17 protein-coding genes and 1 pseudogene are annotated in these 18118 nt (G+C 71.3%); 5 read left to right on the forward strand and 13 right to left on the reverse strand.

Annotated features, from left to right (window positions below):
* The coding region (locus ACFYT4_RS08255; RefSeq protein WP_389266502.1) for an alpha-ketoglutarate-dependent dioxygenase AlkB family protein at positions 1-437 on the forward strand (437 nt) is incomplete at its 5' end.
* Positions 438-447: 10 nt separating this feature from the next.
* On the opposite strand, the gene ACFYT4_RS08260 is transcribed toward ACFYT4_RS08255, so the two are convergent.
* The gene (locus tag ACFYT4_RS08260) at positions 448-717 is read right to left on the reverse strand and encodes a GlsB/YeaQ/YmgE family stress response membrane protein (RefSeq protein ID WP_389266503.1); all 270 of its coding nucleotides are present in this window, start codon (positions 715-717) and stop codon (positions 448-450) included.
* Between the two features lie 88 nt (positions 718-805).
* On the opposite strand from ACFYT4_RS08260, the pseudogene ACFYT4_RS08265 reads away from it, so the two are divergent.
* A pseudogene (locus tag ACFYT4_RS08265) lies at positions 806-1111 on the forward strand (amino acid permease); the annotation flags it as partial.
* 614 nt (positions 1112-1725) lie between these two features.
* Here ACFYT4_RS08265 and ACFYT4_RS08270 read toward each other — a convergent pair.
* From ACFYT4_RS08270 to ACFYT4_RS08325, 12 genes are all read right to left on the reverse strand, one after another.
* A complete protein-coding gene (locus tag ACFYT4_RS08270) occupies positions 1726-2118 on the reverse strand; it encodes a YccF domain-containing protein (RefSeq protein ID WP_389266505.1) in 393 nt (130 codons plus the stop codon).
* Entirely contained in the window at positions 2115-2975 is an 861-nt protein-coding gene (htpX, locus tag ACFYT4_RS08275; protein WP_389266507.1) for a zinc metalloprotease HtpX, read from the reverse strand. Before htpX ends, ACFYT4_RS08270 begins: the two co-directional genes overlap by 4 nt.
* Before the next feature lie 144 nt (positions 2976-3119).
* Positions 3120-4742 (reverse strand): NADH-quinone oxidoreductase subunit N, encoded by a 1623-nt coding sequence (locus ACFYT4_RS08280; RefSeq protein WP_389266508.1) that lies wholly within the window; start codon positions 4740-4742, stop codon positions 3120-3122.
* Positions 4739-6346, reverse strand: coding sequence for a NuoM family protein (locus tag ACFYT4_RS08285; protein WP_389266510.1), 1608 nt, complete (start codon positions 6344-6346; stop codon positions 4739-4741). The genes ACFYT4_RS08280 and ACFYT4_RS08285 overlap by 4 nt, the downstream gene beginning before the upstream one ends.
* Positions 6347-6349: 3 nt before the next feature.
* On the reverse strand, positions 6350-8362 hold the full coding sequence (locus ACFYT4_RS08290) for an NADH-quinone oxidoreductase subunit L (protein WP_389266512.1): 2013 nt from the start codon (positions 8360-8362) through the stop codon (positions 6350-6352).
* The gene (gene nuoK / locus ACFYT4_RS08295) at positions 8359-8739 is read right to left on the reverse strand and encodes an NADH-quinone oxidoreductase subunit NuoK (protein WP_389266514.1); all 381 of its coding nucleotides are present in this window, start codon (positions 8737-8739) and stop codon (positions 8359-8361) included. The genes ACFYT4_RS08290 and nuoK overlap by 4 nt, the downstream gene beginning before the upstream one ends.
* Entirely contained in the window at positions 8739-9320 is a 582-nt protein-coding gene (locus ACFYT4_RS08300) for an NADH-quinone oxidoreductase subunit J (RefSeq protein WP_389266517.1), read from the reverse strand. Before ACFYT4_RS08300 ends, nuoK begins: the two co-directional genes overlap by 1 nt.
* Complete coding sequence (locus ACFYT4_RS08305; protein WP_389266519.1) at positions 9317-10042, reverse strand: NuoI/complex I 23 kDa subunit family protein; 726 nt, start codon at positions 10040-10042, stop codon at positions 9317-9319. The genes ACFYT4_RS08300 and ACFYT4_RS08305 overlap by 4 nt, the downstream gene beginning before the upstream one ends.
* Positions 10042-11007 (reverse strand): NADH-quinone oxidoreductase subunit H, encoded by a 966-nt coding sequence (locus ACFYT4_RS08310; protein WP_389266521.1) that lies wholly within the window; start codon positions 11005-11007, stop codon positions 10042-10044. Before ACFYT4_RS08310 ends, ACFYT4_RS08305 begins: the two co-directional genes overlap by 1 nt.
* Complete coding sequence (locus ACFYT4_RS08315; protein ID WP_389266523.1) at positions 11004-12743, reverse strand: NADH-quinone oxidoreductase subunit C; 1740 nt, start codon at positions 12741-12743, stop codon at positions 11004-11006. The genes ACFYT4_RS08310 and ACFYT4_RS08315 overlap by 4 nt, the downstream gene beginning before the upstream one ends.
* Complete coding sequence (locus tag ACFYT4_RS08320; RefSeq protein ID WP_389266525.1) at positions 12740-13348, reverse strand: NADH-quinone oxidoreductase subunit B; 609 nt, start codon at positions 13346-13348, stop codon at positions 12740-12742. Before ACFYT4_RS08320 ends, ACFYT4_RS08315 begins: the two co-directional genes overlap by 4 nt.
* The gene (locus ACFYT4_RS08325; protein WP_389266527.1) at positions 13339-13740 is read right to left on the reverse strand and encodes an NADH-quinone oxidoreductase subunit A; all 402 of its coding nucleotides are present in this window, start codon (positions 13738-13740) and stop codon (positions 13339-13341) included. Before ACFYT4_RS08325 ends, ACFYT4_RS08320 begins: the two co-directional genes overlap by 10 nt.
* Positions 13741-13997: 257 nt before the next feature.
* Here ACFYT4_RS08325 and ACFYT4_RS08330 point away from each other — a divergent pair, with 257 nt between their 5' ends.
* The 3 genes from ACFYT4_RS08330 (at position 13998) to ACFYT4_RS08340 (ending at position 18089) form a co-directional block, all read left to right on the forward strand.
* Complete coding sequence (locus ACFYT4_RS08330) at positions 13998-15275, forward strand: sensor histidine kinase (RefSeq protein WP_389266529.1); 1278 nt, start codon at positions 13998-14000, stop codon at positions 15273-15275.
* A gap of 330 nt (positions 15276-15605) precedes the next feature.
* Positions 15606-16946: a sensor histidine kinase gene (locus tag ACFYT4_RS08335; protein ID WP_389266780.1), complete on the forward strand. Its 1341-nt coding sequence runs from the start codon at positions 15606-15608 to the stop codon at positions 16944-16946.
* 471 nt (positions 16947-17417) lie between these two features.
* Entirely contained in the window at positions 17418-18089 is a 672-nt protein-coding gene (locus tag ACFYT4_RS08340) for a LuxR C-terminal-related transcriptional regulator (protein ID WP_389266782.1), read from the forward strand.
* Positions 18090-18118 lie beyond the last annotated feature (29 nt).

Here is an 18118-nt window from a genome sequence, read left to right on the forward strand (position 1 = left end):
TCGGGGCGGTCGGGGCGGTCGGGGCGGTCGGGGCGGTCGGGGCGGTCGGGGCGGTCGGGGCGGTCGGGGCGGTCGGGGCGGTCGGGGCGGTCGGGGCGGTCGGGCAGGAGTACACCCCGGACACCGCGCTGATCAACTTCTATGACGGAACTGCTCGGATGGGGATGCACCAGGACAAGGAGGAGCGGTCCGGGGCGCCGGTGGTGTCGCTGAGTATCGGTGACACCTGTGTCTTCCGCTTCGGCAACACCGAGTCGCGCGGGCGCCCTTACACCGATGTGGAGCTGGCGTCAGGGGACCTGTTCGTCTTCGGCGGTCCCTCGCGGTTCGCGTACCACGGAGTCCCGAAGGTGTACCCGGGCACGGCCGACCCGGCGACGGGGATGCGCGGCGGACGGCTGAACATCACGCTGCGGGAGACCGGTCTGCCGGGCTGACCCGGCCCCGTCAACGTGAGCGGGAGTGGCCGAACAGGAGCCGGTAGGCGATCAGCAGCACCAGGGAGCCGCCTATCGCCGCGGCCCAGGTGGTCCCGTCGTAGAACTCCTTGGTGAACGGCCGGTCCAGATAGCGGGCGGAGATCCAGCCGCCGGTGAACGCACCGGCGACCCCTATGAGCGTGGTGCCGATCAGGCCGCCCGGGTCCCGTCCGGGCAGCAGAATCTTGGCGATGGCTCCGGCAAGCAGCCCGAGGATGATCCAGCTGATGATGCTCATGCACTGAACCTGCCTTTCGTGGCGGTGTCATCTGGAAGACGTCGGACGGTCGGACCGCGGTTGCGGGGCCTCAGCAGGGTGCGGCCCCATGACGCAGCAGCTCAGGCGGTCGCCCGGTGTCGTCGACGCGGTGGTGATCGGACTCGGGTTCGCTGCCCGGGGCCCTCGGTGCTCGGTGCTCGGTGCTCGGTGCGGGCATTTTTGAGGCACGGGGCCCGCTGCCCGTGCCGGCTCGGGACTGCTGCACGCCGCGGCGGTGGCGTACCGCAATGCCATGTCGTCTGCCCTGCTTGCCGCCCGGTATCCGGCGTCGGGCGGCACCTATGCGTACGGGCGGGAACGGCTCGGCTCGTTCTGGAGGCATCCGGCCGGGTGGGCGTTTGTCGTGGGTCGTCCGGAGTGCTTCTGCGCTACACCCTGACCAACGCCTCGGCCCGGACCCTGAGTTCCGACCGGGATCGAGGTACACACGTTCGAGTGACGGAGGCGGGTACGGCCGGGTTCGGAGTCGTCCGGGTGGCGGCGCCCCGCGGGATGGGTGTGGTGCCGGTCTTCGCCCTGCCCGTTTCATCGGTCGTGGCGGGCCCGGCCGTGCCGGCGCCGGAGCAGCGCTCTACGGCGTACGGCAGATCAGGCCCAGGACTCGGCGGCCGGAAAACTGGCGGTAACCACGGACCGCCGCGGCACGGCAGGAGCCTACGCGGACACCGCACGGTAGAGACGACAGGCCCGGAACAGCAGCCGCTGCGGCGCGCACGAGCCGACCGCCGGCGTCGGGCCCTCGGCGCCGTCCGGAGCGCACCGTCCGGCCCAGCTCCGGGACGGAGTCGTCCCTCGGGGACACAGCCGAGCAGTTCCCAGCGTTCTCGTACGGGAGGGGGCCGGTCGGCGAAGAGTCCTTAACCGACTCCCGCGTCCCCGCGCGAGGACGGTCCCGCCGTGGTCGTCGTCGACAACGGACCAGCCGAGTGCGATGGCGCTGGTCAGTGTCGTCTCCCGGGCTTCGTTTCAGCGGGCGCCGAACGCCTGGTCCGTAGGGACGATCTCCTTGCCGAGAGGCAGCAGGGAGACGGGGATCAGCTTGAAGTTCGCGATGCCCAATGGGATGCCGATGATCGTGATGCACAGGACGATTCCGGTGACGATATGCCCGAGGGCGAGCCACCAGCCGGCGAGGATCAGCCACAGCACATTGCCGATGCAGGACGGCGCCCCCGCGTCACGGCGGTCGACGACTGTGTAGCCGAAGGGCCAGAGGGCGTAGACCCCGATGCGGAAGGAGGCCAGACCGAAGGGGATACCGATGATGGTGATGCAGAGCAGCACGCCTGCGAGCATGTAGCCCAGGAACATCCAGAAGCCGCACAGGATGAGCCAGATGATGTTCAGGATTGTCTTCATGGGCGTCGACCTGCCATCTGTTCGAGTCGGGCGATGCGCTCCGCCATGGGCGGGTGCGTGGAGAACATCTTTGACAGACCCCTACCCGGCCTGAAGGGGTTTGCGATCATCATGTGACTCGCGGTCTCCAGCCGGGGCTCGGGGGGCAGGGGCAGTTGTTTGGTACCCGCGTCGAGTTTGCGCAGGGCGCTCGCGAGGGCCAGGGGGTCTCCGGTGAGCTGTGCGCCCGAGGCGTCGGCCTCGTACTCCCGGGAGCGGCTGACGGCGAGCTGGATGATGGACGCGGCCACCGGGCCGAGGATCATGATCAGCAGCATGCCGAGGAGACCGGGGCCGTCGTCGTCGGACCGGCCGACGGGGATCAGCCAGGCGAAGTTCACCAGGAACATCACCACGGAGGCGAGGGCTCCGGCGACGGACGAGATGAGGATGTCCCGGTTGTAGACATGGCTGAGCTCATGGCCGATGACCCCGCGCAGCTCCCGCTCGTCGAGGATCTGGAGGATCCCCTCGGTGCAGCAGACCGCGGCGTTGCGGGGGTTGCGGCCGGTGGCGAAGGCATTGGGCGCCTGGGTCGGGGAGATGTACAGCCGTGGCATGGGCTGGCGGGCGGCCGTCGACAGCTCACGGACCATCTTGTACAGCCCCGGGGCCTCGAATTCGCTCACCGGGCGGGCGCGCATGGCGCGCAGCGCCAGTTTGTCGCTGTTCCAGTAGGCGTAGGCATTCGTCCCGAGCGCCACGACGAGCGCGACGATCAGTCCCGTACGGCCGAAGAAGCTGCCGATGAGGAGGATGAGTGCGGATAGTCCACCGAGGAGTACGGCGGTCTTCAGCCCGTTGTGCCGGCGGTGCACGGTACGCCCTCCAAATGGTGCGGCAGGGGACCCTCTACGTGGTGTCTCCACTCTCTAGTGGACCCTTCTGTACTGGTCAACGCCAGGCGAAGGGGGCAAGTTCCCTGGTGCTCCGGGGCCGGGGGTGAGCCGTTCGGGTGACGGTCAGAACAGGCTGGTCGTCACGAACCGGAGGACCAGCTGCGGGTAGCCGGACAGGACGACGCCCGCGACGGCGGTGAGGGAGACGGCCGCGACGACGGGGGCGGGAGCCGCCGGGGCGCGAGCGGGCGGCGCGGTTTCCGGAATGGCGTCCACCGCGGCCTCGGGGGCCCGGAAGAGGATCGCCGTCCAACGCAGGTAGTAGTAGAGGGCGATCACCACGTTGACGCCCATGACGACGGCCAGCCAGCCGAGACCCGCGTCGACGGCCGAGGAGAAGACGGTCACCTTGGCGAACAGCCCGATGATGCCCGGCGGCAGCCCGGCGAGGCAGAGCAGGAAGAACCCCATGGTGAGGGCGGTGAGCGGACGCTCCGCGTACAGGCCGCGGTAGTCGGCGATCCGGTTCGCCGGATGCGTACGGGCGACGAGTGCGACCACGGCGAAGGCACCGAGGTTCACGACGGCGTACATGAGGGCGTAGGCGACGGTCGAGCCGATCTGGTCGTCGCTGGTGTAGGCGGCTGCCGCGATCGGCACCAGGATGTAGCCCGCCTGGGCGACGGAGGACCACGCCAGCAGGCGTACCGCGCTCCACGCGCGCGTGGACGACTGCCGGAGCGCGGCGACATTGCCGGCGGTCATGGTCAGGGCGGCCAGTACGGCGATCGCGGGGCCCCAGACGTCGGCGTACGCGGGGAAGGCGATGACGGTCACCAGGACGAGGCCGGAGAATCCGACCGCCTTGCCGACGACGGAGAGGAAGGCGGCGATGGGCAGGGGTGCGCCCACATAGGTGTCGGGGACCCAGAAGTGGAAGGGGACCGCGGCCGTCTTGAAGGCGAAGCCGATGAGGGTCAGCGCGACACCGGTCTTCGCGAGGGTGTCCAGTTGGCCGGGGACGCTGTCGAGCTCTGTGGCGATCCTGGTGAGGTGGAGGGTGCCGGTGGTGCCGTACACGAAACTCACGCCCAGCAGCGTCACCGCCGTCGCGGTCACCGAGGAGAGGAAGAACTTGAGCGCCGCCTCGCTGGAGAGCCGGTCCCCGCGCCGGAGGCCGACGAGCGCGAAGGCGGGCAGCGAGGCGACTTCGAGAGCGACAACGAGGGTGGCGAGGTCCCGTGAGGCGGGCAGCAGGGCCGCCCCCGCGGCGGACGAGAGCAGCAGGAACCAGTACTCCCCCGCGGGGAGTTTTCTGCGGGTGTCCTGGAGCGAGAGCAGAGCGGTGAGGAGGGCGCCGCCGAGCACCAGCAGCTGGATGGCGAGGGTGAAGTGGTCCGCGGTGTAGCTGCAGGTGTCGGGGTCGGTCGTGAGGCAGAAGGTGCTGCGGTCGCCCGCGTTCAGCGGCACGAGCGCGAGCAGGGCGGCGGCCAGGCCGGTGACCGCCCCGATGCCCAGCAGGTTCTTGCGCTTCTCGGGCACGAACAGATCGGCGACCAGGATGATCAGGGCGACCGCCGCCGTGATGGTGGGCGGCGCGATCGTGACCCAGTCGACGGACTGGACGAGGTTGACGATTCCGGAGGCGCCGGTGACGCCGTCGGTGGCGGAGGGTGCGGAGGCCACGCCGGAGCCCGCGGTGGAAGCGGCGGCGAGACCGGCGGCGCCGCCGATGGCCATGGTCACGACTTGCCTCCTGCGAGGAGCTTCTGCACGGCCGGATCGGTGAGGCCGAGGAGGATCGCGGGCCACAGCCCGGCGAGGACGGTGAGGGCGACCAGGGGGGTCCAGGCGGCGAACTCGTACGCCCGGACGTCGGCGAACGGCTCGGCCTCCCGCTCCGCGGGGTGCGGTACGCCCATGCAGACGCGGCGCACGACGATCAGGAGATACGCGGCGGTGAGCAGGGTGCCGAAGCCGCCGATCACCATGAAGGTGAGGAAGGCGGGGCGGCTGAGACCGTCGGCCGGGTCGAACGCGCCGAAGAGGGCCAGCATCTCGCCCCAGAATCCGGCGAGGCCGGGCAGCCCGAGGGAGGCGACGGCGGCGAACGCGAGGAGTCCGCCGAGGCGTGGCGCGCGGCCGTAGAGCGCGGCGCCGGTGGCTCCCGCGAGGGTGTCGAGATCGGCGGTGCCGTAGCGGTCCTTGAGCGCGCCGACCAGGAAGAACAGCAGGCCGGTGATGAGGCCGTGGGCGATGTTGGCGAACAGCGCGCCGTTCACACCGGTCGGGGTCATCGTGGCGATGCCGAGGAGGACGAAGCCCATGTGACCGACGGAGGAGTAGGCGATCAGGCGCTTGAGGTCCCCGCCCGCGCCCTGTTTGGCGAGTGCGAGACAGGCGAGGGAGCCGTAGATGATGCCGACCACGGCGAATGCGGCGAGGTAGGGCGCGAAGGTCCGCATCCCGTCGGGCGCGATGGGCAGGACGATACGGACGAATCCATACGTACCCATCTTGAGCAGGACACCTGCCAGAAGCACCGAGCCGACCGTCGGTGCCGCGGTGTGCGCGTCGGGCAGCCAGCTGTGGAAGGGCCACATCGGCGTCTTCACCGCGAGGCCGATCCCGATCGCCAGCACGGCGATGACCTGCGTGGATGCGGTCAGCCCCCGGCCGTTGTCAGTGGCGAGTGCCACCATGTCGAATGTGCCGGTCTTCAGCCCGATGAGCAGCAGGCCGAGCAGCATGACGACAGAGCCGAGCAGCGTGTAGAGGATGAACTTCCAGGCGGCGGCCCGCCTGGCCTCGCCGCCCCAGCGGGCGATGAGGAAGTACATCGGGATGAGCACCATCTCGAATGCCAGGAAGAAGAGCAGCAGATCGAGGACCGCGAAGGTCGCGAGGGTTCCCGATTCGAGGACGAGCAGCAGAGCCACGAAGGCCTTCGGGGAGCGTCCCGAGGACTTCGCGGTCAGCGACTGGTCCCGCATGGAGAAGTAGCTGTAGAGCGCGCAGAGGAAGGTCAGCAGCGCCGTCAGGACCAGAAGGGGGAGGGAAATGCCGTCGACGCCGAGGTGGATCCGCACATCGAGTGCGGGGATCCAGCTGATGTCCGTACTGGCCTGCATCTTCGACGGGTGGTCGTGGTCGAAGCCGATGACCAGGACGATCGCGGCGGCGAGGACCGCTCCGGTGACGGTCACGCCATGGCGCAGAACCGCTTGGCCGGGGCTCTTGCCGCGTAGTCCGGGCGGCGCCGGCAGCAGCGCGGCCACGGCGCCGATGAGCGGGCCGACGACGATGAACGCGAGAAGGAACTGCATCACGGACTCGCTGATATCGATCACGGCTCACGATCCCGCGTTGACGTTGGACAGGACGACGGCGGCGATCGCCAGGACGACCGTGCCCGCCAGCAGCGCGCCGACGTAGGTCTGCACATTGCCGGTCTGGGCCCGCCGGACCAGCAGGCCGAGCCAGTTGCTGCCGGTGGCCGCGCCGCGTACGTAGGTGTCGACGACCTCGCGGTCGAGGAAGCGGACCAGATCGGCACCGGCCTGGACGGGGCGGACGAACAGCACGTGGTAGACGGCATCGAGGTGGAAGCCGACAGCGGCGTGGCGGTGCAGGGGGCCGAGCAGCAGCCGGCCCGGGTCCGCGGGGTCGCAGGCCGCCGCGATGCTGCCGTAGGCGAGGGTGTGGGCGGTGATGGCGTCCGCTTCGACGACCGATGGTGACGCGTCCGGGTGGGTGGTGACGGCTGCGGCGGGAGCGCCGACCGCCGCGAGGGCGCCACGGGCGAGGAGTGAGCGCCAGGCGGCGTAGGTGAGCAGCCCTCCGACGACGGCGATGCCGGTGCCGAGGACGGCGGTGGTCAGGGTGGGGGCGAGGCCGTGGCCGTCGAACCATCCGTCGACGTAGCCGTAGGTGACTCCGAAACCGAGGGAGGGGACGGCGAGCAGCCACAGTACGGAGTTCATGGCGATGGGCTCACGGCCGTGGTCCGGGGCTTCGGCTCCCCGGCCGCGGAAGGCCAGCAGCCACAGACGGGTCGCGTACGCGGCGGTGAGCAGGGCGGTCAGCAGTCCGGCGACCAGCACCGTCCAGCCCGCGGCACCGGGGGCTGCGCCGGATCCGTCCAGAGCGGTGTGCTCGGCGGCGACGAGGACGGCTTCCTTGGAGAAGAAGCCGGCGAAGGGCGGGATCGCGGCCAGCGCGAACAGGGCGACGGTCATCGTCCAGTACGCGTCGGGGACCCGCTTGGGCAGGCCGCTCATCCGGGACATGACGGCGAGTGAGTTGGTGCCGGCGGCATGGATGATCACGCCGGCGGCGAGGAAGAGCAGTGCTTTGAACGCACCGTGCGAGAGGAGGTGGAAGACGGCGGCTCCGCGGTCGGCGACCGCCAGGGCGCCCGCCATATAGCCGAGCTGGCCGATGGTCGAGTAGGCGAGGACCCGTTTGATGTCGTCCTGGGCGAGTGCGGCGAGCCCTGAGCCGACCATGGTGACGGCGGCCATCACGGCGAGGACGGTGAGCGCGGCAGCGGAGGCGGCGAACAGCGGAAGGAGCCGGGCCACGAAGTAGATACCGGCCGCGACCATCGTGGCGGCGTGGATCAGCGCGGAGACGGGAGTGGGGCCTGCCATCGCGTCGGGCAGCCAGGTGTGCAGCGGGAACTGCGCCGACTTGCCCGCCACACCGGCGAGCAGCAGCAGCGCCACCAGCGTGGGGTGATCGATTCCGCCCGCGACGACGGAGCCGAGGATTCCGGTGATCTGGAAGGTACCGGCGTCGGTGGCGAGCGCGAACAGACCGATCAGAAAGGGAACGTCGCCGAGCTTGGTGACCAGAAAGGCCTTGAGGGAGGCAGCGCGTGCCTCGGGGGTCTCCCAGTAGTGGCCGACGAGGAAGTACGAGCAGATGCCCATGATCTCCCAGCCGACCAGCAGCACGATCAGGTCGCCGGAGTAGACGACGAGCAGCATCGCGGAGGTGAAGAGGGAGACGAGTGCCGCGTACGAGGGGTAGCGCGGGTCGTCGCGCAGATATGCCGTCGAGTAGATCTGCACGCACGACGCGACGACTCCGACCAGGACGGCGACGAGGACCGCGAAGCCGTCGAGGTACAGGGCGAGGTCGATGGGGACCGAGCCGGTCGGCGTGAGCCGGGTGGCGGCGTCGATCGTCTCGCCACCGCCCTGGCGGACGGCGACGACGACCGCGAGGGCGGCCGCGGTCAGGGTCGGCAGGACGGCCAGCGGCCGGACAAGACCGGGGGCGGTACGGCCGAGGAGGAGTCCGGCGGCCGCACCCAGGAACGGAAGGAGGGGTACGAGAACGGCCAGGGTCGTGGTGGTCACGCGGTGGCCTCGGCCTTCTGCGTCGCCGCGGAGGTCGCGTCGGGAGCGGCGGTCCCGTCGTCGTCTTCGTGACCCTCGGCGGTGTCACGGAGGCGGTCGACGTCGGAGAGTCCGCGGTTGCGGTAGACCATCAGCACGATCGCCAGGCCGATGCCGATCTCGGCGGCCGCGATGGCGATGGTGAAGAGGGTGAGCGCCTGGCCGGAGTGCAGTGCGTCGCGCATCCAGACGTCGAAGGCGACGAGGTTGAGGTTGACCGCGTTGAGCATCAGCTCGACGGACATCAGGACCAGGATCGCGTTGCGCCGGGCGAGGACGCCGTAGATGCCGGTGCAGAAGAGGAGGACGGAGAGCACAGCGGGATAGGCGAGATGCATCAGCTCTTCCCCTCACGGTCCGGCTCGGGATCCGTGCCGGTGGCCCCGGCGCGTTTGCGGGACAGGACGATCGCGCCGACGAGGGCGGCGAGGAGCAGTACGGAGAGGGCCTCGAAGGGCAGCACCCAGTGCCGGAAGAGGGTCTCGCCGGCCATCCTGGTGGAGCCCTGAGCCGGTCCGTCCAGGTCGATCCAGGTGGTGCGGAAGGCGTCCACGACCACCCAGACCAGAGCGGCCGCGGCGGCGACGGCCACCGCCAGGGCGACGGGCCGGTTGCCGGAGTCCGCGTCCGGGGAACGGCCGATGGGCGCCTTGGTGAGCATCAGCCCGAAGAGAAGGAGGACGACCACGGAACCGACGTAGATCAGGACCTGTACCCAGGCGATGAACTCAGCCGTCAGCAGCAGGTACTCGACGGCGAGGCCGCCGAGCGCCACGACCAGCCAGAGGGCGGCGTGCACCAGCTGCTTGGTGGTGACGGTCATGACGGCCGCGCCGAGGGTGACGAGGCCGACGAGGAGGAAGGCGACCTCGACGCCGGTCGGCGAGAGGAAGCTCTGCGTCGCTGCGGCGAGCGTCATGCCGGACCTCCCTCACTGGCGGGAGGCACGGCGGGACCGGACCCGCTGTCCGGAGGGGCCGTGCCGCCGGGCCCCGGGGTGCCGGGTCCGGATCCGTCGGACCTCTGCCCGTCGGATCCCGGTTCGGCGGTCTTCGGGGCAGGCGCCGCGCCGGGGCCGGGGCTGCCGGGCCCCGGAGGCTCGGGGGGCGGGGGTGCCTGGGTGGCCGCGAGCTTGTCAGCCGCCTTGCGGGCCGCCGTGAGCTCCTTCGGCTCCTCGGCGCCCGGGTCGAGGGCGGGCGGCGCGGGGACCGTCCACATCCACTCGCGGAGTTTGTCGCGCTCGTGGGTGAGTTCGCGGATGTCCGTCTCCGCGTACTCGAATTCCGGGGACCAGAAAAGCGCGTCGAAAGGACAGACCTCGATACAGATACCGCAGTACATACAGAGCGCGAAGTCGATGGCGAACCGGTCGAGGACGTTACGGCTGCGCTCCCGGCCACCGGGGGCCGCCGCCGGGATCGTCTCCTTGTGGGAGTCGATGTAGATGCACCAGTCGGGGCACTCACGGGCGCAGAGCATGCAGACCGTGCAGTTCTCCTCGAACAGGCCGATCACGCCGCGGGTACGGGGCGGAAGGTCGGGCTGGGTGTCCGGGTACTGCGCGGTGACGGACTTCTTCGTCATCGTGCGGAGGGTGACGGCCAGGCCCTTGGCCAGGCCGGAGCCGGGAATCGGGGGCATCAGATCATCACCTTCACCATGCCCGTGAGGGCGATCTGGGCAAGGGCGAGCGGGACGAGGGTGGTCCACGCGAGCCGCTGGAGCTGGTCCTCACGCATCCGGGGGTAGCTCACGCGCAGCCAGATGACGACAAAGGCGAGCACGGCCGTCTTGAGCAGGGTCCAGACCCAGCCCAGGCCGTCGGCGCCCATGGGGCCGTGCCAGCCGCCGAGGAAGAGGACAGTGGTCAGACCGCAGAGAACGACGATGCCCGCGTACTCGGCGAGCAGGAACAGAGCGAACCGCAGACCGGTGTACTCGGTGTACGCGCCGAAGATGATCTCGGAGTCGGCGACCGGCATGTCGAAGGGCGGACGCTGGAGTTCGGCGAGTCCGGCCACGAAGAAGACGAGGGCGCCCACGATCTGCCAGGGCAGCCACCACCACTCGAAGGCGTTCAGGATGCCGGGCAGCGAGACCGTGCCCGCCGCCATGGCGACGGAGGCGGCGGCCAGCAGCATCGGCAGCTCGTACGCCAGCAGTTGCGCGGCCGTACGAAGGCCGCCGAGAAGGGAGAACTTATTGGCCGATGCCCAGCCCGCCATCAGCGAGCCGAGCACACCGACGCCCATGACCGCCATCACGAAGAAGATGCCCGCGTCGACGACCTGGCCGACCGCACCCTCGCCCGGGCCGATCGGGATCACGACCAGTACCAGCAGATACGGCAGGAGCGCGACCGCGGGCGCGAGCTGGAAGACCCGCCGGTCGGCGCCTGCCGGGACGATGTCCTCCTTCTGCGCGAACTTCACACCGTCGGCGACGAGCTGGGCCCAGCCGTGGAAGCCGCCCGCGTACATGGGACCGAGGCGGCCCTGCATATGGGCCATGACCTTGTGCTCGGTCTGCCCGATGACCAGCGGGAAGACCAGGAACACACCGAAAACGACGAGCAGCCGGAAGGCGACGTCGAGAGCGTCGTTCACGCGGGTTCGCCTCCGGTGGTGTCGTCGGGCTCGCCACCCGCGGGGCCGGATCCGCCGGAGGACCGGGGCCGGGTCTCGGACCCCGGCTCGGATTCGGTCCGGGGCCGGGTGGCCGGAGATTCCTGCGGCCCGGATTCGGGCTGAGGTTCGGGCTCGGTGGCAGGCTCGGGCTCGGATTCGGGCTCGATGGCAGGTTCGGCCCCCGCCCCCGCCCCGGGTTCGGGCTGAGGCTCGGCCCCGGGCTCCCGCGCGGGAACGGTGGCAGGTTCGGCCCCGGGTTCGGGACCTGGATCTGGCTCCCGTTCGGGACGGGCCCCGGGCTCCGGCTCCCGTGTGGGGGCCTGCTTCGGGCGGAGGTCCTCCGGGCCGGTGCCGGATCGGGTGGGGGTGCCGGATGCGGCGGTGCCGCCGTCCGGCTCCGGGGTGGCGGGCTCCGTGCCCGGGGCCTCGGGGCGAGCAGGTGCGGCCGCCTCGCCCTGGGCCGTCGGCTCGTCCTGGGCCGTCGGCTCGTCCTGGGCCGTCGGCTCGTCCCGGGGCGGGGTCCGGTCGGTGGTGTTCGGCCGGTCGTCGTAGGCGGGGCGGGCGTGGTGCCAGGGGGCGTCGGTGCCGCGGGCGCGTGCCGGTCCGGACGCCGGGGGTTCCGCCGTGGGCGCGGCAGGCGGTGGTGCCGCCGTGTCCGGAGCCGGTCCGCCCTGCGTCTGGCTCACCGAGCCCTGGCTCGCGCTGCGGGTACGACGCGGACCGGTCCCGGGCCGGGGCGCGGCCGGGGCAGTGGGGGCGGCAGGTGCCTCCGGGGAAGCCGGAGCCGCCGACTGACTCGCCGAGCCCTCACCGGCGGTGCGCGTACGGCGGGGCGGGGTCCCCCCGGCAGCCTGACTCGCCGAGCCCCCGCTCGCGCTGCGGGTACGGCGGGCGGGGCGGTCGGCTGCGGGGCCGGCGGCGCCCGCGGCGCGGGCGGTACGGGCCGCGCGGGCCGGGGCAGGGGGGAGCTGGCCCTTGAGGGGGCCCCACTCGTTCGGGTCGGGGACGCCGGGCGGGAGCATCTGGCGGCGCTTCGGGCCGCCGTGCTCGGACTCCCCCGGCTCCTTCGCGCCGGGCCACGCCTTCACGACCCGCGCCGCCAGGACGAAGTCCTTGCGCAGCGGGTGCCCCTCAAACGTGTCCGGCAGCAGCAGCGGCACGAGGTGCGGATGGCCGGTGAAGGAGACGCCGAACATCTCGTACGTCTCCCGCTCGTGCCAGCCCGCGCCCGCGTACACCGAAACGGCGGACGGCAGTACGGGAGCGTCGTGCGGCACGGTCGTACGCAGCAGCAGTCTGCGGACCCGGCCTCCACCGCCACCGCCCGCGGCCACGCCACCTCCCACGGCCTCACCACCACTCGCAGGCTCACCCACGCCACGGCCCGCGGCCTCGCCCTCACCCCGGCTCCCAGCCTCGGGCCCGCCCTCTCCCGCGGTCCCGCCCTCTGCCTCGGGCCCGGGGCCTGCCTCCGGCCCGCCCTTCCGCGGCAGCGACACGAGATGGGCGCAGACCAGGAATCCGGTTCCGGGCTCGTCGACGGCGCTCAGCCAGTCGAAGTAGGTGCAGCCCAGGCGGTCACGCGCGGTCTCCAGGGCGGAGATCCACGAGTCCGGCGGGACATCGACCGTGAGGAGGTCGAAGGCGTGCTCGGCGGTGGCCTCCGGGCCGAAGACCTCGGTGACCGAGCCGGGAAGGCTGTCGTAGGCGGTCACCGCTCACCGCCCGGGGCGGGGGCCGGCGGCGGGGTGACCAGCCCGCTGCGCAGCTCGGCGGCGGACGGCCGCCCGGATCCGTAGCGCTCCCCGAGCGACTCGCGGGCGATCTTCTCCTGGAGCTTGAGAATCCCCTGGAGCAGCGCCTCGGGGCGCGGCGGGCAGCCGGGCACGTACACATCGACGGGGATGATCTGGTCGACACCCTTGGTGACGGAGTACGAGTCCCAGTACGGCCCGCCGCAGTTGGAGCAGGCGCCGAAGGAGATGACGTACTTGGGCTCGGGCATCTGCTCGTACAGACGCTTGACCGCGGGGGCCATCTTGTCGGTGACCGTGCCCGAGACGACCATCAGGTCCGCTTGGCGCGGGCCGGGCGCGAACGGGATCACTCCGAGCCGGATGAAGTCGTGGCGCGCCATGGAAGCGGCGATGAACTCGATGGCGCAGCAGGCGAGCCCGAAGTTGAAGACCCAGAGGCTGTAGCGGCGGCCCCAGTTGAGGACCACCTTCATCGGCTCGGGGGCGAGCCGGGAGAGGACCCCCAGCCGTTTCGGCTCCGGCAGCGGCACCGGGGCGGAGACCTGGGGTGGGGTCACGTCCATGTCAGGACGCCCTTCTTCCATGCGTAGAGCAGTCCCACGGCCAGAAAGCCGAGGAAGATGAACATCTCCACGAGCGTCGTCGCCCCGTACCCCGCGGCGGCGAAGACCGTGGCCCACGGGAAGAGGAAGATCGAGTCGACGGCGAAGATCACATACAGGAACGCGTAGACGTAGTAGCGGACCTGGGTGTGCGCCCAGCCCTCGCCGACGGGGTCCACACCGCATTCGTACGTCAGCAGCTTCTCGGGCGTGGGCACCACCGGCCGCAGCAGCCGTCCCGCGCCGAAGGCCACGGCGACGAACAGCACGCCGATCAGCGCGAGCAGTCCGACGACCGAGTAGCTTGCGAAGTAGTCGGCCGCGAGCACGGCCACGGTCGGTTGTTCCGGCACGTCCGCCCCTCGCTCCCTGAGATCCCGCTGACAAGATCCTGCTGACAATCCCGGCGTTCCCGGCGACGGCGACGACCTGGACGACGCCGTCGACCGTGTAATACCCGGCAGAACCCGTGTTCTGCACGCACGGGAGTCTAGGCCCTGCTAAAGGGGCCGTAAGCAGTCGCGTCCCGCCCGGGGTGGGGATATCCCCACCCCGGGCGGCCCGTGTAGCCCCATGGCGCCCGGCGGCGGAGCCGGGCAGGCTGGCACGTATGACCGTGAGCAACACCGCATCCGATGCCGTCCGGAGCGCCGACAACCGCGTTCCGGGCGTTCCGGACTCCGACGCGCCACCGCCGGTACGTTTCGCCCTGGACGCCCGCACATGGAAGGAGATCGTCCATCTCCTCGCCAATCTACCGGTGGCGGTGTTCGGATTTGTTTACGTGGCGTTCACGATCAGCTTGGGCGCGGGACTGTCGGTGACGGTGGTCGGTCTGCCCTTCCTGGCGCTCGCGCTGGCCGGGGCGCGGGCGATCGGGCGCCTGGAGCGCGGGCGGTCCCGGGCGCTGCTCGGCGTACGGGTCGACGAGCCCAGCCCGCTGCGGGCCGCGCGGCGGGAGGACGGGCTCTTCCCCTGGCTGTGGACGAGCCTGAAGGACCCGGTCGCGTGGCGGACGGTGCTGTACTGCTTCATCCGGCTGCCCTGGGGGGTGGTGACCTTCGTCGTGGCGCTGGTCGGCCTGTTCGTCCTGTGGCCGGTCCTCCCGTTCGTCGTCCGCGGACTGACGAACGCCGATCGCGCCATGGTCCGCGGGCTGCTCTCGCCGTCCGACGAGCTGGAGCGGCGCATCGCCGAGCTGGAGTCGGACCGCGGGGTGGTCGTGGACACGGCGGCGGCCGATCTGCGGCGGATCGAGCGCGACCTCCACGACGGCGCCCAGGCCCGGCTGGTCGCCCTCGCCATGGGTCTCGGCCTCGCGAAGGAGAAGCTGCTGGAGGACCCGGACGCGGCGGCGACCATGGTCGACGAGGCACACGGCGAGGTCAAACTCGCGCTCCAGGAGCTGCGCGACCTGGCCCGGGGCATCCACCCCGCCGTCCTCACCGACCGGGGACTCGACGCGGCCCTGTCCTCCATCGCCTCCCGCTGCACGGCTCCGGTGACGGTGTCCGTGGATCTGGCGGAACGGCCCGCGGAGGCCATCGAGGGCATCGCGTACTTCACCGTCTCCGAGCTCCTCCAGAACGTCAGCAAGCACGCCCAGGCCCGCCACGCCTCCGTGGAGGTGTGGCGCGCGGCCGACCGGCTGCTTATCCAGGTGACCGACGACGGCAAGGGCGGCGCACGGCTGGACGGCGGTACGGGTCTGGCCGGCCTGGCGGAACGGCTGGGAGCGGTCGACGGGCTGTTCGTCGTCGAGTCTCCGGTCGGCGGCCCGACGACGGTGACGGTGGAGGTGCCGTGGCGTCATCGCACGGGCGGGGGCCGGCGGGCCGGGAGCAAGCCGGGCGATACGGTTCGCAGCGGCGGCCACGAGCAGCTCTGACCTGGTGATTCACCGGATACGGGCTGGGTGCCCCGCTCCGGTGTGGGATGCCCCGGTCCGGTGGTACGGGCGCACATGCGTACGGGCGCACCTCGCCCAGGCCGCACGACGTACCGCGGCGCGCCTCGCCCGCGGGCGCACGGCGTACCGCGCGGCCGCCGGGAGAGCCCGCCCCACCCTGCACAGGGGGCACCCCGTGCGCACGAGGTGCCCTTGTGCGGGGTGGGGAAAACCCCCGGTCGAAGACGGGAACGACCCTCATGGTGGGAGGGCCGCGGAAACCGCACTCTGGATGTCATGACAGCCCGCAGCGCAGAACGGACGACGCCGATGGCCACGGACTACCGACCGGACCGAATGGACCGAACCGACCGGCACGCAGAGCGGACCCACATCGTGCCCTCGGCCCTGCGCGCGCCGTTCGAGGGCCGCACCTGGCGTGAGTTCTGGTATCTCATGCTGAATCTGCCGATCAGCGTGATGCTGTTCACCTTCGCCGTCGTCACCGTCTCGCTCGGCTTGGGGCTGCTGGTCACCTTCGTGGGCATTCCGGTCCTGGCCGCCGGGCTCGCCGGCTGCCGTGCCTTCGGCGCCCTGGAGCGCAGCCGGGCCCGTGCGCTGCTGCGGCACGACGTGGGCGCCCCCGAACCCCTGCGCACCCGGACGAACGGGGTGATGTCCTGGATCGGCGCAGTCCTCAAGAGCGGCACGTCCTGGCGCCACCTGCTCTACGCGCTGCTGCACTTCCCGTGGGCGGTGACCGCCTTTGTGACGGTCCTCACCCTGTGGTCCGTGGGCTGGTCGATGCTGGCGTACCCGCTGTGGCACTGGACCTTCCCCACGTTCCTGGACGAGCCGGGCGCCCAGGTCTTCGGCGACGGCAACGGCAACAGCCTCTACCTCGACACGCCCCTTGAGATCGCGGCCACCTCGGCGGCCGGTCTGGCGATCGTCCTGTGCACCGCGTGGCTGATCAGGGGCTTCGCCTATGTGGACCGGGTGATGGTCTCCGGTCTCCTCGGACCCTCCGTCCTCGCCACCCGGGTGGTGGAGCTGGAGTCGGACCGCGGAGTCGTCGTGGACACGGCGGCGGCCGATCTGCGGCGGATCGAGCGCGACCTCCACGACGGCGCCCAGGCCCGGCTGGTCGCCCTCGCCATGGACCTGGGCCTCGCGAAGGAGAAGCTGCTGGAGGACCCGGACGCGGCGGCGGCCATGGTCGACGAGGCACACGGCGAGGTCAAGATCGCCCTTCAGGAGCTGCGCGACCTGGCCCGGGGCATCCACCCCGCCGTCCTCACCGACCGGGGACTCGACGCGGCCCTGTCGTCCGTCGCCTCCCGCTGCACGGCTCCGGTGACCGTGGAGGTGGATCTGCCGTTCAGGCCGGCTCCCGCCATCGAGGGCATCGCGTACTTCACCGTCTCCGAGCTGCTCCAGAACGTCAGCAAGCACGCCCAGGCCCGCCACGCCTCCGTGGAGGTGTGGCGCACGGAGAACCGGCTGATGCTGCAGGTCACCGACGACGGCAGGGGCGGTGCGGACGCCACCTCGGGCAGCGGGCTCGCGGGGCTGGCGGAGCGGCTGGGCGCGGTGGACGGGATCCTGGCGATCGACTCGCCGGTCGGCGGCCCGACCACGGTGACCGCGGAACTCCCCTGGCGCGGCTGAACCGCGCGGCGCGTAAGGAACCGCGCGGGGCGACCGCCCGGACTGCCGCCCCGGCCCGGGGGCCCGGAGCCCGCCCGGCCCCACCCGGCCGCCCGTCGCCGAGTCACCCGGTCCCGCCTCCGTCCCCCGCAGGATCCGGGCCCTGGGCCGTCCCGCACCGGGCACCCGCACCGGCCGTCCGCGGACCGCCCGCCCCACCGGGTCACAGCGCCACCGGCCCGAGCACCACCACCCCTCCGGTCCCCTTCCGCCCGCGCCGCCGCCCGCGTACGCCCCTTCGTGTGAGCACCCGTCCCACCTCGTGCACGCCCCGGTGACACCCCCGTATCCCGCGTGATTCCGCAGGTTGTCCACAGGCTTTCCCCGTCCGATCCGAATGCTGGGATGCTGTAACGCACAAGGCCGGGACGGACCGGGCACGGCGGACCGGCACGGCCGGCGCGGCGGATCGATGTGGGAAACGGGGCAGTGGTGGACGACAGAGTACGGGTGGTCATCGCCGAGGATTCGGTGCTGCTGAGAGAAGGGCTGACCAGGCTGCTGACCGACCGGGGGCACGAGGTCGTGGCGGGAGTGGGCGACGGGGACGCGCTGGTCAAGACGGTCGGGGAGCTCGCCGCCCAGAATGAGCTGCCCGATGTGGTGGTCGCGGATGTGCGGATGCCCCCGACGCACACGGACGAGGGCGTACGGGCCGCGGTGCGGCTGCGGAGGGACCATCCGGGGATAGGGGTCCTGGTCCTGTCCCAGTATGTGGAGGAGCGGTACGCCACGGAGCTGCTGGCGGGCAGCAGCCGGGGGGTGGGCTATCTGCTCAAGGACCGGGTGGCGGAGGTCCGGGAGTTCGTGGACGCGGTGGTGCGGGTGGCCCAGGGAGGCACGGCACTGGACCCCGAGGTGGTCGCCCAGCTGCTGGGGCGCAGCCGCAAGCAGGATGTCCTGGCGAGGCTGACACCGCGTGAGCGGGAGGTCCTCGGCCTGATGGCGGAGGGGCGGACGAACTCGGCGATCGCCAAGCAGCTGGTGGTGAGCGACGGCGCCGTCGAGAAGCATGTGAGCAACATCTTCCTGAAGCTCGGGCTCTCTCCGAGTGACGGGGATCACCGGCGCGTACTGGCGGTGCTGACCTACCTCAACTCGTAGTTAGCTGACACCCTGTCAGATATGGAGCG

The sequence above is a fragment of the Streptomyces sp. NPDC004609 genome (genome assembly GCF_042873655.1).
Taxonomy (GTDB): Bacteria; Actinomycetota; Actinomycetes; order Streptomycetales; family Streptomycetaceae; genus Streptomyces.

What these genes read in the sequence shown, in the direction of transcription:
- ACFYT4_RS08320 (WP_389266525.1), bottom strand. Translation starts at nt 13,348, where the DNA reads ATGGACGTGACCCCACCCCAGGTCTCCGCCCCGGTGCCGCTGCCGGAG.
- ACFYT4_RS08335 (WP_389266780.1), top strand. Translation starts at nt 15,606, where the DNA reads ATGGCCACGGACTACCGACCGGACCGAATGGACCGAACCGACCGGCAC.
- ACFYT4_RS08260 (WP_389266503.1), bottom strand. Translation starts at nt 717, where the DNA reads ATGAGCATCATCAGCTGGATCATCCTCGGGCTGCTTGCCGGAGCCATC.
- ACFYT4_RS08270 (WP_389266505.1), bottom strand. Translation starts at nt 2,118, where the DNA reads ATGAAGACAATCCTGAACATCATCTGGCTCATCCTGTGCGGCTTCTGG.
- nuoK (WP_389266514.1), bottom strand. Translation starts at nt 8,739, where the DNA reads ATGCATCTCGCCTATCCCGCTGTGCTCTCCGTCCTCCTCTTCTGCACC.
- ACFYT4_RS08330 (WP_389266529.1), top strand. Translation starts at nt 13,998, where the DNA reads ATGACCGTGAGCAACACCGCATCCGATGCCGTCCGGAGCGCCGACAAC.
- ACFYT4_RS08305 (WP_389266519.1), bottom strand. Translation starts at nt 10,042, where the DNA reads ATGCCCCCGATTCCCGGCTCCGGCCTGGCCAAGGGCCTGGCCGTCACC.
- ACFYT4_RS08300 (WP_389266517.1), bottom strand. Translation starts at nt 9,320, where the DNA reads ATGACGCTCGCCGCAGCGACGCAGAGCTTCCTCTCGCCGACCGGCGTC.